The following is a 15,393-nucleotide window of genomic DNA, read 5'->3' on the forward strand; positions in this document are numbered from 1 at the left end:
GTGGTGACCACACCTACGGGAGTATCGATCGTCGACATCGTCGACAGACTGGGAATGACGTTCCTCAGCGGTGGCGACACCGTCGACGGCGCCCGCACTGTCAGCCGCGTGACCCTGCACGAAGGGTCCGAAGCTACCCAGGACAGTGCGGGCGCCGTCGTACTCGGCGCAGGTCTCGCAGGTTCGGCCGATATCGCAACGGCGGTAAGAGAATACGGCTCGGCAGGTGCGGTAGCGCTGATCGTCAAAGAGCCCCTGGACTTCGACGGCCTCGTCGAGAAAGCGGTGGCCGACACCGACGTCGCACTCCTCGGAATGGTCAAGGATGCAAGCTGGCTGCAAAGCGCGTCGTTGATCAACGAGATCCTCGAATCCGGCAACAACGGGGACCGCACGTCGGCCGCCGACGCCGACCTGTTCGATCTTGCCAACTCGATCGCTCAGGTATTGAACGGCCCGGTCACCATCGAGAATCAGTCGAGCCGGATCCTCGCGTTCTCGGCGGATCAAGCCTTCGGCGACGAGGCACGTAAGCAGAGTGTCCTCGGACATCAAGTGCCGCAGCACTATTCCGATCGGCTCAGGTCAATGGGGTATTTCAACAAGATCTACGGCTCTACCCTGCCGGTATTTCTACCGGGTATCGGGCCGGGCATCAGGCCCCGCGTCGGCATGCGAATACATGCGGCATCGCAGATCCTCGGTTCGATCTGGGTGATCTTGGACGAGGAGCCGAACGAATTGCAGGTCAAAACGCTCGTCGAGGCTGCGGGCGTGGCCGCCATGAGTTTGCTTCGCGCCAAACTGGCCGCGGATTCGGCACGACGACTGAGGTTGGGCGAGGTGATCACGTTACTGAGTGGCGGCACTTCAGCGAAGGAAGCGGCCGAGCGACTGGGCTACGGCCGTTCGAAAGCAAACGTGCTTGCGGCCGGCTTCCGTAGCGGCGCCGGTGCATCGTTGGAGGCCGAAGCCGACGTCGATCAACTGGCCCTGACACTCAATACCTATCTCGACCAAGTATTTCCGCTGTCGGTGGCGGCAGCGATCGGCGGCACCGTCTACGCCGTAATCCCACACACCCGGCACCAGACCGACGACGACTACGTGCGTCGGATCGCGTCGGAGTTTGCAGACCGTTCCCGTTCGGAAAAGTCGGTGGTCATCGGAATCGGTGCGACAGTGGCCGACGTGATGACGCTGGAGAAGTCACGCGACGAAGCCGACCGAGCACTTCGCGTTCTGAGGTCGACGTGGAATTCTTCGGGCCGGACCGTCGCGCGCGCCGACGACGTGCAGATCAATTCCCTACTTCTGCGCCTCTCCGACGCCCTGGCGGACGAGAACGAGACCGCATCGGGTCCGCTCGCGGTACTGCGTGAGTACGACCGCAGTCACGACATCAACCTTGTCGACACTCTCCGCGCCTGGCTCGACACGTTCGGCGACATTCCGGCTGCTGCGTCCTTGGTTCACATCCACGTCAACACGTTCCGGTACCGCCTCAAGAAGCTTGCCGGGATTGCCGGCATCGATCTCGATGATCCGGAAACTCGATTCAGCCTGATGCTCCAGCTTCGTCTCTTCCATCCGACAATGTTGTAGCGATCTACCAAGTCTCACGAAACATTCGTAAATCCGGACGATGTTCTCGTTCTTTTGTTGGGTGAAGATTCAAGCAATCGTCTTTTGCTCCTGACCCGACAGACCTCGCGTCACTCGGGCGGGACCACACCTTCCGGAGGCACCATGAAACAACGGTCCTACGCACTACTGGCCGCGGCAACCGGCACTGTCCTTGCCCTGACCGCATGCTCGTCGGGTGGAACATCAGGTTCGGGTGGGGGTGAGCCGCTCACCGACGGCACCTTCAAGTTTGCACTCGTGGCCGACCCCGGCGCTCTGAATCCGCTGATGACTGCCGCTTCACCGGCACACGCACTGGCACGTCTGAGCTACGACTATCTGCTCAACCCAGATCCCGATACCGGCGTCACCAAGCCGTGGCTCGCCGAAAAATGGGAAGAGACAACTACTTCCGCGTCGTTCACCATTCGCGACGGCGTCACCTGTACCGACGGATCCGCCCTGACTGCTCAGACTGTCGCAGACACCGTCAACTTCATCACGAACGCCGCAAACAAATCCGCTCTCCGCGGGGTGTACGCACCGGCAACTGCAACTGCCAACGCCGACCTGGCAACACGGACAGTGACTGTTACGACTCCGGAGCCCTCGCCCTTCCTGCTCCTCAATCTGGCGCGGATTCCGATCATGTGCGAGGCAGGGTTGAAGGATCCGACGGCGGCAAACAAGACGACCTTCGGATCGGGCATGTTCCAGATGACCGAGGCAGTCGCCAACGATCATTACTCCTACGTTCGGCGCGACGGATACAACTGGGGACCTGACGACACCACCTCCGACACTGCCGGAGTGCCCAAGAATGTCGTCGCGTCCATCGTGACCAATACGAGTACGTCTGCGAATCAGCTGTTGTCCGGTGATCTGAATGCCGCCGCCGTCTCCGGCGCCGATCAGGACCGATTGAATGCCGCGAACCTGAACACGGTCAAGCAGCCGGCTCCGGCAGGCGAGATGTTCTTCAATCACAGCCCGGGTAATCCGACCAGCGATCCGGCCGTGCGCAAAGCCCTTGTCCAGGCGCTCAATCTCGACGACCTCGCCGAGATCTTCACCGCCGGCCGCGGAACCCGGTCTACCACGATGGTGTCCATCGAACCGAGGGCCTGCATCTACGACTCTGTCGCCGGAAACCTGCCGGCCTTCGATCCCAGCGCAGCCGCAGAAACTCTCGAATCAGCGGGCTGGAAAATCGGTGCCGACGGTAAGCGCAGCAAGGACGGCACACCGCTCCGACTTCGGATGGTCTACGAAACGTTCGGTGACTCGACCGATGCTGCCGCCGACGTCGCACTCAACGCTTGGAACAATCTGGGCGCAACTGTCGAACTCACCAGCGGAGACTCGAACAAGATCCTCGATGTAGCACTCAGCGGCAAGGACAACACCGCGTGGGATGTTGCGTGGGAGCCGATCAACGTCGCGCTGCCCAGCATGCTCGTACCCTTCCTCTCCGGTCCGGTGCCAGCTGCGGGACTCAATTTCTCGTCGATCTCCAACCCGGCCTACGACGCAGCCGTCGCCAAGGCTTCGGGACTGACCGGCGAGGATGCTTGTGCCGCTTGGGCAGACGCCGAATCAGAGATCATCAAAGCAAACTCCGCGGTACCTTTTGCCGACAAGATCACGACTCTCTACTTCAACAATGCGGGTCTCGCATTCGGCCGTAATTTCACCGGTTCGGCCCTGCGCCTGTACCAGTAGACCGCCGGTAGCGACCGGGGAAATCGTCGTGTTTCGCCGGTCGCTGTCGGTATACGGACAGGTATTCACTGATCCTGACGGTTTTCGTGGGAGCGGACGAAAATCGACCCGATTTTCGTGAGGATCGACAGAGATGCGCGTCACGTCATGCGCCAAGATTTAGCAGTCAACACTCAACCGCGCCCTCACGTTTTTCGCTCGGGCCCCTGCTCCATCACGGAGGCACCATGAAACACCGCTTCTATCCAACACTTGCGGCAGCCGCAGGGCTCACGCTTGTGTTGTCTGCTTGTGGCTCGGGAGGCACGTCCTCGGGCGCCAGTGGCGGTGAACCGGCCACCGACGGGACCTTCCGTTTCGCCCTGCAGGCCGATCCGGGTGCACTCAACCCGATCATGTCGGCCGCCTCGGCGACCGCCGAGTTGTCGCGTTTGGCGTACGACTACCTGATCTACCAGGATCCCGATACCAGTGAAGTCGGACCGTGGTTGGCGGAGAAGTGGGAGGAGACCCCGACCTCGGCGTCCTTCACCATCCGTGACGGGGTGACCTGTACCGACGGATCGACGCTGACACCGCAGACCGTCGCGGACAACATCAACTTCGTGGCCAACCCGGACAACGGTTCACAGTTGCGCGGGTCCTCCGTACCGACCGGCGCCACTGCGACTGCCGATCCGGCAACGCGCACTGTCACGGTGACCACTCCGGCGCCGAGCCCGTTCCTTCTTCTCAACGTCGGTCGCCTGCCGATCCTGTGCGAGGCCGGATTGAAAGATCCGACAGCGTCGAACAAGAAGTCGCTCGGCACCGGCATGTTCGAAGTCACCGAAGTTGCCGCCAACGACCACTACACGTTCCAGCGTCGCGAGGGCTACAACTGGGGCCCCGACGGCACGACCTCCGACACCCCGGGCGTCCCCAAGACGGTCGTCGCCGCCATGTCGCCGAACGTGAGCACCGCCGCAAATCAGCTGCTCTCGGGTGAACTCAACGCAGCTCCGATCGCCGGTCCGGACAAGGACCGCGTCGCGGCAGCCAATCTGGACTCCGTCGGTCGGCCTCTGCCGGCAGGCCAGATGTACTTCAACCAGATCGCGAGTAATCCCACCAGCGATCCCGCAGTGCGCAAGGCCCTGATCCAAGCGGTCGATCTCGACGACCTCACTCAGGTCATCACCGCCGGACACGGGGTCCGGGCAACCAGCCTCGTCGCCGTCGAACCGCGCGCCTGCGTTTACGACTCTGTCGCAGGCAACATTCCGGACTTCGACCTCACTGCCGCCAAGGCAACACTGGACGGCGCTGGTTGGACCGCCGGCGCTGACGGCAAGCGAAGCAAGGATGGCAAGCCGCTCAACCTCCGCCTCGTGTACGACGGCACCGACGATCCGCGCAACGCGGCGGCCGAACTTGCTCAGTCGGCGTGGTCCGAACTCGGCGCAAACGTCGAGGTGACCGGGGGCGACTCGAACAAGATCATCGACGTCATTCTGAGCGGCAAGGACAACTCTGCCTGGGACATCGCCTGGGTCCAGGTCAACTCCTCGCTGCCCAGCACCTTCACTGCGTACTTTGCCGGGCCGGTTCCCGCAGCAGGCAAGAACTTCGGATCGGTCAGCAACCCCGCCTACGAAGCAGCAGCCACCAAGGCTTCCGGTCTGACCGGTAGCGACGCTTGTGACGCCTGGGCCGACGCCGAGTCGGAGCTCACCAAGACGATCGCGGCCGTGCCCTTCGCCGACTCCGTCATGAACGTGTACTTCAACAAGGCCGGACTCTCATTCGGCAAGTCGCTCAACGGTTCTGCGCTGCGTCTCTACCAGTAGGCCGTCCGCCCACTCTGAAATATCTTCCCGCCCCAGCATCCCGCCCTCCGGAAAGACAGCCCATGAGTCAAACTATTGAAGCCGCGAAACCAGAAGCGGCGCCTCAGGCTCGAGCAAAGTGGCTCGAGTCCGACAGCTGGCCCGCATATCTTCTGCGTCGTTTCGGCACCTTCGTGATTTCACTCTGGGCGCTGGTGACTGCGGCGTTCCTGATGCTCCAACTGATTCCGGGAGACCCGGTTCGGTTGGCACTGGGAATGAACGCACCGGTCGAACTGGTCGAGACAACGAGGTCTCAGCTCGGTTACGACCTTCCCTTGTGGCAGCAGTACTTCCGATTCGTCGGCGGGTTGCTGAGCGGGAATCCCGGTGACTCGATCACCTTGAGGACTCCGGTCTTCGAGGTGATCGCGTCCCGCCTACCGGCAACACTCGAACTGGCTGTACTCACAGTCGTCACGGTGCTGCTAGTGGGCATTCCGATCGGCCTCATCTTCGCTGCACTGACCCGCAACGGTCGACGACGCGGAGTCGAGATCGGTTACACCGCAACGTCGGGCACCATCGCCGTGATCCCCGAGTTCATGTTCGGTACGGCGCTGGTCTACCTCTTTGCCGTCACGTTCCCTGTTCTGCCCGTCGCCGGCCGAGGTGGACCGGAAAGCTACATCCTCCCGGTCGCGGCCATGTCGATCGGTGCCATCGCCTCGATGTCGCGCATCGTCCGTGCAGAGGCGCTCGGCGTGTTGGACATGGACTACATCCGTACGGCGCGCGCCAAGCGAATGCCCGTGGCACGAATCTACTTCCGTCATGCAATGCCCAACCTCATGACGTCGACGCTGACGCTCGCCGGACTCCTCCTGGGTGGTCTGATTGCCGGCACCGTGCTCATCGAGAGCATCTTCGCCTGGCCCGGCATGGGCATGGCGCTGGTCAAGTCTATCACCGAGAAGGACTACCCGCTCGCCCAGACACTGGTCGTGATCTACGGCGCCATCGTCCTTCTCATCAATTTCATCGTCGACGTGGTGCTCGCTCTCATCGACCCACGATCCACAATTCGGGAGAACTGAGTTGAGCACCTCACCTACGGCCCCCACTGCGGCCCCCAAGACGCCCCCGCGACGACACTGGATCGTCGGAACGTTCCGCACCCCATTGGGAATCCTGGCCCTCACCTTCCTGACCGCTCTGATCGCCCTCGTCATCTTCGGACCGATGATCTGGGGTGACGCCGCTGTCGCAGCCAACCCGAAGGCACTCTCTCAGGGACCGAGTTCCGAGCACATCTTCGGCACCGACGCCGGCGGGCGTGACGTCTTCGCCCGCACGATGACCGCCGCGAGACTGTCGGTGCTCATGGCTCTCGGAGCCGTCGCACTCGGTGTCACAATTGGCCTGATACTCGGTACGCTCCCGACGCTCGCTCCCCGCTGGGTCGGACGAATGGTCGTGGCATTCCTCAACTTCGCCATCGCATTCCCCGGACTGCTCCTCGCGATCTTCCTGTTGGTCGTTCTCGGCCAGGGTGCTGGCAGCGCGGTGATCGCCATCGGCCTCGCCCTGGCCTCGCCGTTCGCGAGGTTGACGTACGCACTGGCTTCGTCGGTCAACGGACGCGACTTCATCGACGCAGCACGCATCCTCGGGGTTACCAAGCCCGGGCTGCTGTTCCGTCACATTCTCCCCAATATCCGTGAACCACTCATCGTCAATGCCAGCATCGCTGTCGGCAGCGGCCTGGTGGTCTTCGCCGGACTCTCGTTCCTCGGCTTGGGCATTCAGCCGCCTGCATTCGACTGGGGCCGGATGCTCAACGAAGGTCTGTCGAAGATCTTCGTCAACCCGGCCACCGCACTCGCCCCCGGCATCGCCGTAGTGCTCGCCGGCTTGACCTTCACGCTGCTCGGCGAGGCCATTGCTCGCGGCGCGGGAGTTCGCAGTCCGATCAGCAGTCGCCTGCCGAAGTGGAAGCCGATCAACCGGAAAACTGCCCAGGCCGATTCGGCGCCCACCGACGAAGACGCGGTACTGACCGTCCGCAACATGTCCGTCGCAGTCCCCGCGGGTGACGACTGGCGTCGCCCCGTCGACAACATCAGTTTTACAGTTCACCGCGGCGAAACCGTGGGCATCGTCGGTGAATCCGGGTCCGGAAAGTCACTGAGTTGCATGGCAATTGCGCAGCTGACCGACCACCCCACCGTGGTCGACGCCGGGCTCATCGAGTTCGACGGCACCGTGCTGATGAAGGACGGCAAGCGGCCGGACGACGCGGCTTCGCGCAAGGTTGCCCGCCAACTCGGCACACGTATGGCGATGGTGTTCCAGGATCCGATGTCGTCCATGAATCCGTCTCTCAAGGTCGGATACCAGGTCGCCGAGATCGGTTGGCTCCACGAAGGTATGAGCAAGGCCGACGCGAAGAAGGCGGCAGTCGAGCGACTGAACGCCGTCAAGATCCCCGACGCGCCCAGGCGTGCGAAGCAGTACCCCCACGAGTTCTCCGGCGGTATGCGTCAGCGCGCGATGATCGCCATGGGTCTGATGGGTAAGCCCGCTCTGATCATCGCGGACGAACCCACCACTGCGCTCGACGTGACCGTTCAGCGTGAGGTCCTCGGGCTGCTCCACGAGGTTCGCGAAGAAACCGGCGCCGCAATCCTTCTCATCTCGCACGACATGGCCGTCATCACCGGCATGTGCACCCGTGTCCTCGTCATGTTTGCCGGCGAAATCGTCGAAGACATCGCAGTCGACGATCTGATTGCCGGCCGTGCAAAGCATCCGTACACCCGCGCGCTGATCGCCGCGGTCCCCACCATGAGCACCGATCGCGACAAGCCGCTTGCCACCGTCGACGAAGCCTGGCAGGTGGAGAGCCTCGACGCCGAGGAGAGCACCGCCGACATCGAGTTGGAAGAACTGTTGGCTGTTGCAGAGGAGATCCGATGAGCAGACTCGAATTCCGTGACGTCAACGTCCACCTCGGTAGCGGTTCGAAAAAATTCCACGCCGTCAAGAACATCAATCTCGACATCCCCTCCGGATCGGTGGTCGGTCTCGTCGGTGAATCGGGTTCCGGAAAGTCGACACTGGCGCGAGCAACTGTCGGCCTGGCCGAGCCCAGTTCCGGCCAGATCCTTCTCGACGGTGTGGACGTCGCTCACGCCCGCGGCGCGACGGCTCGTCTGCGCCACCGGATCCAGATGGTCTTCCAAGATCCGTACTCGTGCCTCGACCCGCGAATGACCATCGGCCAGTCACTCGCCGAGGCGCTGCGGTCCACCGAGCGTCGTGACAAAGCTCGGCGCAGCCGCGGCGACCGCGCCGCCGAGGTCGCTCGACTCCTCACCACCGTCCAACTGCCGGTGGAGAAGGCGCACGAATACCCGTCGTCGTTGTCGGGTGGTCAGCGCCAACGCGTTGCCCTCGCGCGGGCTTTGGCAGCCGCACCGGCAGTTCTGCTTGCCGACGAAATCACCTCCGCTCTGGACGTGTCCGTGCAGGGCGCGGTTCTGAATCTGTTGGTGGATCTGCAGAAGCAGCTTGGTCTGACGGTTCTGTTCGTCAGTCACAACCTGGCGGTGATCCGCTACGTCTGTGACCACGTCGCAGTCATGCTCGGCGGCGAGATCGTCGAGCACGGGCCGGTTCTCGACGTGATCGATTCGCCGAAGGAGCCGTACACGGCAAAGCTGTTGTCCGCGATCCCGACATTCGGGGAGCCGATGTTCCAATGACAACGCCGACCACACTCGACTCCCCCGCTGCCGTAGCCCGTGCCGAAGAACGTCGTTCGGCGAGAATCCAGGATTACGCGTCCGTGGTTACACCGACCAGCATCGCCGTATCGGCGTCGGGACGCATTGCATACGTACGTACCGAAGCGAATCCGGCTGCGGATACCAACGAGCACTCGATCTGGTTGGCTTCCCCGCAACTACAGCTCACCGCGGGGCCTGCCGACACCTCGCCGGCTTGGCATCCCGTTTCGACGCTGTTGGTCTTCGTTCGGCCGGATTCCTCGGGCACATCACAACTGTGGAAGGTCGACGCCACCGGGGGCCCGGCAACACAGCTGACCACCACGGCGCAGCTCCCGCTCGGCGCGGGGGCACCGGTGTTCTCTCCTGACGGCGCTCGGATCGCCTTCAGCGCCCCCGTCGACCGCACTGCCGCCGGATCGTCATGCCTCTTGGTGGCGAAGCGCCTCAACTACAAGGTCGACGGATCCGGTGTCCGGGGCAGCGTTCGGGCGCACTTGTTCGAGTTCGATCTGGCCGCCGGCTCGCTTCGGCAGCTGACGGACGGCGATTGGGACGCTTCGCATCCCGCGTACAGTCCCGACGGCACCGAACTGGCTTTCACCGCGGCGATGGACGGCGACGCCGATCTGACGCGGGCGAGTTCCGCCTGGACCGTATCGCTGACTGATCTCGCCTCCGCTCCGCGGATGTTGGGGCACGCACGCGGCATCGCAGGACCACTTGCATGGACACCTGCCGGCGACGCGGTCGTAGCCGTCGGTTGGCACACACCGATCATTCACAACAACGAACTTCTTGTCCTGCACCGCGACCAGCGAGTGGAAGACCGCAGCCTGACGTCCGGACTCGACCGAAACGTCATGCCGGGCGGGACCGGTTATCCCGGTGGCGCACCGAGTTTCACCGCCGACGGCGACATCGTCTTCTGCATCCGCAACCACGGCTCCACCGAACTGCACAAGGTCGATTTCGGATCAGGCTCCGTCTCACCACTTCTCACCGACGAGCAGACAGTGGTCTCAGGCCTTGCCCTGACGTCCGGGCGAGCCGTCGTCGCGCTGGCAACGGCGACATCCTTCGGCGAGGTCGCCGTCATCGACCTCGAGACTCGTGCAGTCGAAACCGTCACCGAATTGAACACGGAACTGACAACTTCCGTCGCGTTTCCAGTCGCCTCCGAGCGTTGGTTCGACATCAGCGACGGCACCCGTGTTCAGGGTTGGATCCTGCGCGACCCGAACGTCACGGGCGCCGGCCCGCTGGTTCTGGACGTCCACGGCGGACCACACAATGCCTGGACCGGAACGCCCACCGTGATGCACGCATACCACGCGGAACTGGTCGCGCTGGGATTCACGGTCTTGATGATCAATCCGCGCGGAAGTGACGGCTACGGAAACGACTTCTTCGACGGTGTGCGGGACGGCTGGGGTGAGGCGGATCGTGCCGACCTGCTCGAACCGGTCGAAACCCTTGTCACCGAGGGGATGGCCGATCCGGAGCAACTGGTGCTCACGGGCTACAGCTACGGCGGATTCATGACGTGCGCCCTGACGTCCGTCACCGATCGGTTTGCCGTCGCAGTCGCCGGTGGTCTCGTTTGCGACATCGCGAACACGGCCGGCCCCTCGGACGAGGGCATCTTGCTGCAGACGGTCGAATTCGACCCGCAGTCATCTCGGGTACAGGAACTTTCGCCGCTGGGGCGAGTCTCCCAGGTGACGACACCGACGCTGATCCTTCACGGCGGCAGCGACGTCCGTTGCCCGGTCAATCAGGCCGAACAGTGGTTCGGTGGACTGCGTTTGGCCGGCACCCCGACCGAGTTGGTGGTTTTCCCGGACGCGTCACATGCCTTCGTGTTGACGGGTCGGCCGTCCCACCGACTGGAGTACAGCACTCGTCTCGTCGACTGGATCGAACGGCACCTCTCCCCCAAGCCCGCACTGACCACGGTCGATCCCGACTACTGGCAGTACCGACTCGACACCCTGAGTGCGAAGTACGGGGTGCCCGGCGCCTCACTGGGAATTCTGACCACAACCCGCAGCGGATTCTCCCGCACCGTGGTCACGTCCGGTGTCGTCAGTACCCGCACCGGCGTCGCGGCTACGCCCGACACGCTGTTCCAGATGGGTTCGATCAGCAAGGTCTGGACGGCCACCCTGATCATGCAGCTCGTCGAAGAAGGATTGCTGGATCTCGACTCACCTGTCCGGAACATCCTGCCGGACTTCGCAGTTGCCGACGCGGTAGCCACCGAAACGGTCACGACTCGCCACCTGTTGACTCACACCAGTGGCATCGACGGTGACGTTTTCATCGACGGCGGGCGCGGCGACGACTGCGTCGAGCGATACGTCGCATCACTGAAATCAACGGTGCAGCTCTTCGCCCCCGGCACCGATTGGTCGTACTGCAACACCGGCTTCGTGATCGCCGGACGAATCATCGAGGTTCTCCGAGGTAAGAGTTGGGACGCGGTTCTGCGCGAGCGGATCATCGAACCGCTCGGCCTGACCAAAACCACGACCCTGCCTGAGGAGACGGCACTGCACCGCGCTGCAGTCGGACACGTCGGCGCTGCCGCAGTCGGGCACGTCGGCGGCGCCGACAATCTCGAGCAGACACCACAGTTCCTCATCCCCCGCTCGATGGGCCCCGCCGGCCTCATCAACAGCACGGCCGAAGATCTACTCCTGTTCGCTCAGGACTCGATGCGCGAGGACCCGGTTCTCCTTCGGCGTTCCACTCATCTGGCGATGCTCGAGGAGCGCCGCCAGATCGGTGACGTGTCGTCAGCGGACATCATGGGAACCACGTGGCTGCTGCACAATTGGGGCGGGGTACTGGCTCATGGCCACAATGGCGGAACTCTCGGCCAGCAGTCGTTCTTGCGAGTGGTGCCGTCGTGCGGTCTAGCCGTGGTCCTGATGGCCAACGGTGGAGCAATGGACGCTCTCTCCGGCGATCTTCTGGCTGAAGTAATCGGTTCCATAGGCGGCGTCAGTGTGACACCGGCATTCTCGCCTGGTGACCCCCACACCCGCGTCACGTCCTCACCTGAAGAACTCGATGCGCTGTGCGGCCTGTACCGCGATGCCGCAGCCGATTTCGTCTTGGAAAGGACCGGCGGTTCCCTGACCGCCCGCCGCACCGATCACATCGACCCTTCGGTCACCGCCGAAAGCGCAGAGTCCGTCTCTCTCAGCCTGATCGAAGTTCACCCTGGAGTATTCGCGACCCAACTACCTCAATCAGCGGGTTGGATCCGGATCACTTTCTCCGACAACGGGAGTACACAATTGCTACACGTCGGAAGCCGCGCGTATCCGCGAGTGAACAACCGATGACCATTCTCCGCGATCTGGCCGAGCGCCAACTTCCTCAGATCCTCGAGGACGCCATCGCGCTCATCGAAGTCGAGTCGCCGTCACACGATCTCGAAGCTGTTGCCCGCAGCGCGAAGTGGACGTCAGACCTTGTCCACGAACGACTCGGCGTGACACCGGAGTCGATAGTGACGGAAGGCCGTACCCATCTGGTGACCCGTTTCGGCAGCTCACCGACGCGGCTGATGCTGCTCGGTCATCATGACACCGTGTGGCCGATCGGCACCCTGACACGCCTGCCCGCAGCCGTCACCGACGGAGCGCTCCGAGGTCCGGGCGGACTCGACATGAAACTTGGTGTCGTTCAGGCAATCCACGCCCTCGCTATCGTCCGGGAGCTGCACGGCGACGACGCACTCGACGGAATCACACTCCTCGTGACCGGTGACGAAGAAATCGGTTCACCCACGTCGCGGTCCCTCATCGAGGAACTTGCGGCAGGCGCGGTACTGGTTCTCGAGGCCGGCGGTGACGGTGGCGAACTGAAGACTGTCCGCAAGGGAGTGTCGCTGTATCGGATCCATGTTGCCGGTCGCGCCGCCCACGCCGGGCTGGAGCCGGAAAAAGGCATCAACGCTGCAGTAGAACTGGCTCGTCTCGTGATCGCGATCAACGACTTGTCCTCGCCGGCACAGGCAACCACCGTCACCCCGACTGTCATTTCAGCCGGAACCACAACCAACACCGTTCCGGCAGAAGCCTTCGTCGACGTGGACGTGCGCGCAACCAGCGCCGCCGAGCAGGAGCGCGTCGATGCGAATATCCGAGCCCTGCAGGCAATCCACCCCGAAGCCGTAGTCACGGTCTCGGGTGGTGTCAACCGTCCACCTCTCGAAGGGACGATGTCCGCACCGTTGCTGGCGTTGGCGGAACGCGTTGCGCTCGAGCATGATCTGACTCCGCCCGTCGGCCTCGCCGTAGGCGGAGCCTCGGACGGAAACTTCACTGCCGGTATCGGTATCCCCACCCTCGACGGCCTCGGTGGCGTCGGCGGCGGTGCACACGCCGAGACCGAGCATGCGCTCGTGTCCGCAATCGCTCCGAGGACGGCGTTGGTTGCGGGCCTTATTCGTTCGATCACGTCTGAAGGGGGCCCTCGTGTCGAAAAGCAAAGCGGTTGAGTTTCGAGAACTGGTCGATACCCGCGAAATAGCCGATCTATCCGCCGTTTTCGACGAGATCTGGGCTACCAGTCCCGGACCGGCTCATTTCGGCACTGCGATGTTGGTTGCGCTTCACCACGGTGGTCACTACGTGGTGGGAGCCTTTTCCGAAGGCGAAATGATCGGTGGTTGCGTCGGATTCTTCGTCGAGCCTCTCGGCGAGGTTCTGCACTCACACATCGCCGGAGTACTACCGGGACACGCAGGCAAGGGAATCGGCCGCGCCCTCAAGCATCATCAGCGAGACTGGTGCATCGAGCGCGGCGTCAAGACGATCCGGTGGACCTTCGATCCACTGGTCGCACGAAATGCCTATTTCAACATTCAGCGTCTCGGAGCCGAACCGGCCGAATACAACCCGGATTTCTACGGGTCGATGGCAGACGGAATCAATGCAGGCGACGCCAGCGATCGTATGCTCGTCAGTTGGGACCTCGACGTCGGTGGATCTCCGAGTTCTACTGTGGCCGTGAATGATACATTCAAGGTGCTTCAACCCACCGAAGACGGTACGCCTCGAATGCTCCCGATCCCACCCGACTGCGTCGATATCGCAGTCGGAATACCCAGAGACATCGAGCATCTGAGAACAGTCGACCGCGCCTCTGCCTTTGCCTGGCGACACGCGCTTCGCGAGTACCTCGAACCACTGATCGCCTCGAAGGAATGGCAATCGACCGGCTTCGACCCCAGCGGCTATTACATGTTCACGAAAATCTGCGAGACAACCGGAGAAGAGCAAGTCCATGCACATTGAGTCCGTCGAATTGCGCGAACTGCGCATCCCTCTCGTCTCCCCCTTCACCACGTCATTCAGCACCCAGCTCGAGCGCAACACCCTCGTCCTGAAAGTGAGCGGCACCACCGACGGCCCCAACGGTCCGGTGGAGACCGTCGGCTGGGGCGAGTGCGGCTCGCTCAGCGATCCGTACTACAACTCCGAATACACCGCTGGTGCGCGGGCGATGCTTCGCGAGTATCTTGTTCCGACGCTACGTAAGTCGCAGTCGGATCAGCCGCTCTCGGCCGAGACGGTCGGCAGCGTACTTCACCACGTCGTGGGTCACCAGATGTCGAAGTCGGCTATCGAAATGGCAATTCTCGATGCTGAATTGCGCGCTCGCGGACAGTCTTTCGCTCGGTACCTCGGTGCCACTCGCACGCGAGTTCCCTCGGGAGTGTCCGTCGGCATCCAGGACAGCATCCCTCAACTGCTCGAGACCGTCGGCAACTATCTGTCGCAGGGTTACGTGCGAATCAAGCTGAAGATCAAGCCGGGCTGGGACATCGCTCCCGTGGCTGCGGTGCGCAAGGAGTTCGGCTACGACGTTCCTCTGCAGGTCGACGCGAACGCCGCGTACACCCTCGTCGACGCGCAGTTGCTCCGTCGCCTGGACGAATTCGCACTGCTCCTCATCGAACAGCCGCTGGCCGAGGACGATTTGGTGCAGCACGCCAAGCTCGCCCAGTCCCTTTCGACTCCGATCTGCCTCGACGAGTCGGTCGAGTCGGCCAAGGATGCGGCGGATGCCATCACGCTCGGTGCCGCTTCGGTCATCAACATCAAGCCGAGCCGTGTCGGTGGATATCTGGAAGCCAAGCGCATCCACGATCTCGCCTCGGCACACGGTATTGCGGTGTGGTGCGGCGGGATGCTCGAGACCGGAATCGGCCGCGCCGCCAACGCAGCCCTCGCGGCGCTGGACGGATTCACGCTGCCCGGCGACATCTCGGCGTCCGATCGCTTCTACAAGGAAGACATCACCGAACCTTTTGTCATCGAGGACGGCCACATCGCCGTGCCGCAGGGACCGGGCTTCGGTGTGACTCCGCGCGAAGACGTCATGGATCGCTTCACGGTCGGAACCGAGATTCTGTAGGTCCGTCA

Annotated in this window: 10 protein-coding genes; all 10 read left to right on the plus strand. The window is 62.9% G+C overall.

The genetic code is table 11. From position 1 onward, the window contains the following. Window positions 1-3 precede the first annotated feature (3 nt). Complete coding sequence (locus GN300_RS05170; protein ID WP_007731373.1) at window positions 4-1,605, plus strand: CdaR family transcriptional regulator; 1,602 nt, start codon at window positions 4-6, stop codon at window positions 1,603-1,605. A 144-nt stretch (window positions 1,606-1,749) separates the two neighbouring features. Further along, window positions 1,750-3,348 carry an ABC transporter substrate-binding protein gene (locus GN300_RS05175; protein WP_063315804.1) on the plus strand — a complete coding sequence of 533 codons (1,599 nt, stop codon included), beginning with the start codon at window positions 1,750-1,752 and terminating at the stop codon, window positions 3,346-3,348. A gap of 227 nt (window positions 3,349-3,575) precedes the next feature. Next, entirely contained in the window at window positions 3,576-5,177 is a 1,602-nt protein-coding gene (locus tag GN300_RS05180) for an ABC transporter substrate-binding protein (RefSeq protein ID WP_030535172.1), read from the plus strand. A 62-nt stretch (window positions 5,178-5,239) separates the two neighbouring features. Further along, window positions 5,240-6,253: an ABC transporter permease gene (locus tag GN300_RS05185; protein WP_003940249.1), complete on the plus strand. Its 1,014-nt coding sequence runs from the start codon at window positions 5,240-5,242 to the stop codon at window positions 6,251-6,253. A gap of 1 nt (window position 6,254) precedes the next feature. Next, window positions 6,255-8,135, plus strand: a complete 1,881-nt coding sequence (locus GN300_RS05190; protein WP_225320135.1) for a dipeptide/oligopeptide/nickel ABC transporter permease/ATP-binding protein — start codon at window positions 6,255-6,257, stop codon at window positions 8,133-8,135. Then, window positions 8,132-8,923 (plus strand): ABC transporter ATP-binding protein, encoded by a 792-nt coding sequence (locus GN300_RS05195; protein WP_003940215.1) that lies wholly within the window; start codon window positions 8,132-8,134, stop codon window positions 8,921-8,923. The genes GN300_RS05190 and GN300_RS05195 overlap by 4 nt, the downstream gene beginning before the upstream one ends. Beyond that, window positions 8,920-12,303, plus strand: coding sequence for a serine hydrolase (locus GN300_RS05200; RefSeq protein WP_063315803.1), 3,384 nt, complete (start codon window positions 8,920-8,922; stop codon window positions 12,301-12,303). Before GN300_RS05195 ends, GN300_RS05200 begins: the two co-directional genes overlap by 4 nt. Next, window positions 12,300-13,463: a M20/M25/M40 family metallo-hydrolase gene (locus GN300_RS05205; RefSeq protein WP_003939777.1), complete on the plus strand. Its 1,164-nt coding sequence runs from the start codon at window positions 12,300-12,302 to the stop codon at window positions 13,461-13,463. The genes GN300_RS05200 and GN300_RS05205 overlap by 4 nt, the downstream gene beginning before the upstream one ends. Beyond that, complete coding sequence (locus GN300_RS05210) at window positions 13,441-14,262, plus strand: GNAT family N-acetyltransferase (protein ID WP_030535170.1); 822 nt, start codon at window positions 13,441-13,443, stop codon at window positions 14,260-14,262. The genes GN300_RS05205 and GN300_RS05210 overlap by 23 nt, the downstream gene beginning before the upstream one ends. Continuing rightward, a complete protein-coding gene (menC, locus tag GN300_RS05215; RefSeq protein WP_030535169.1) occupies window positions 14,252-15,385 on the plus strand; it encodes an o-succinylbenzoate synthase in 1,134 nt (377 codons plus the stop codon). Before GN300_RS05210 ends, menC begins: the two co-directional genes overlap by 11 nt. Window positions 15,386-15,393: the final 8 nt, after the last annotated feature.

Source organism: Rhodococcus sp. Ni2 (assembly GCF_021352185.1).
GTDB lineage: Bacteria > Actinomycetota > Actinomycetes > Mycobacteriales > Mycobacteriaceae > Rhodococcus_F > Rhodococcus_F qingshengii.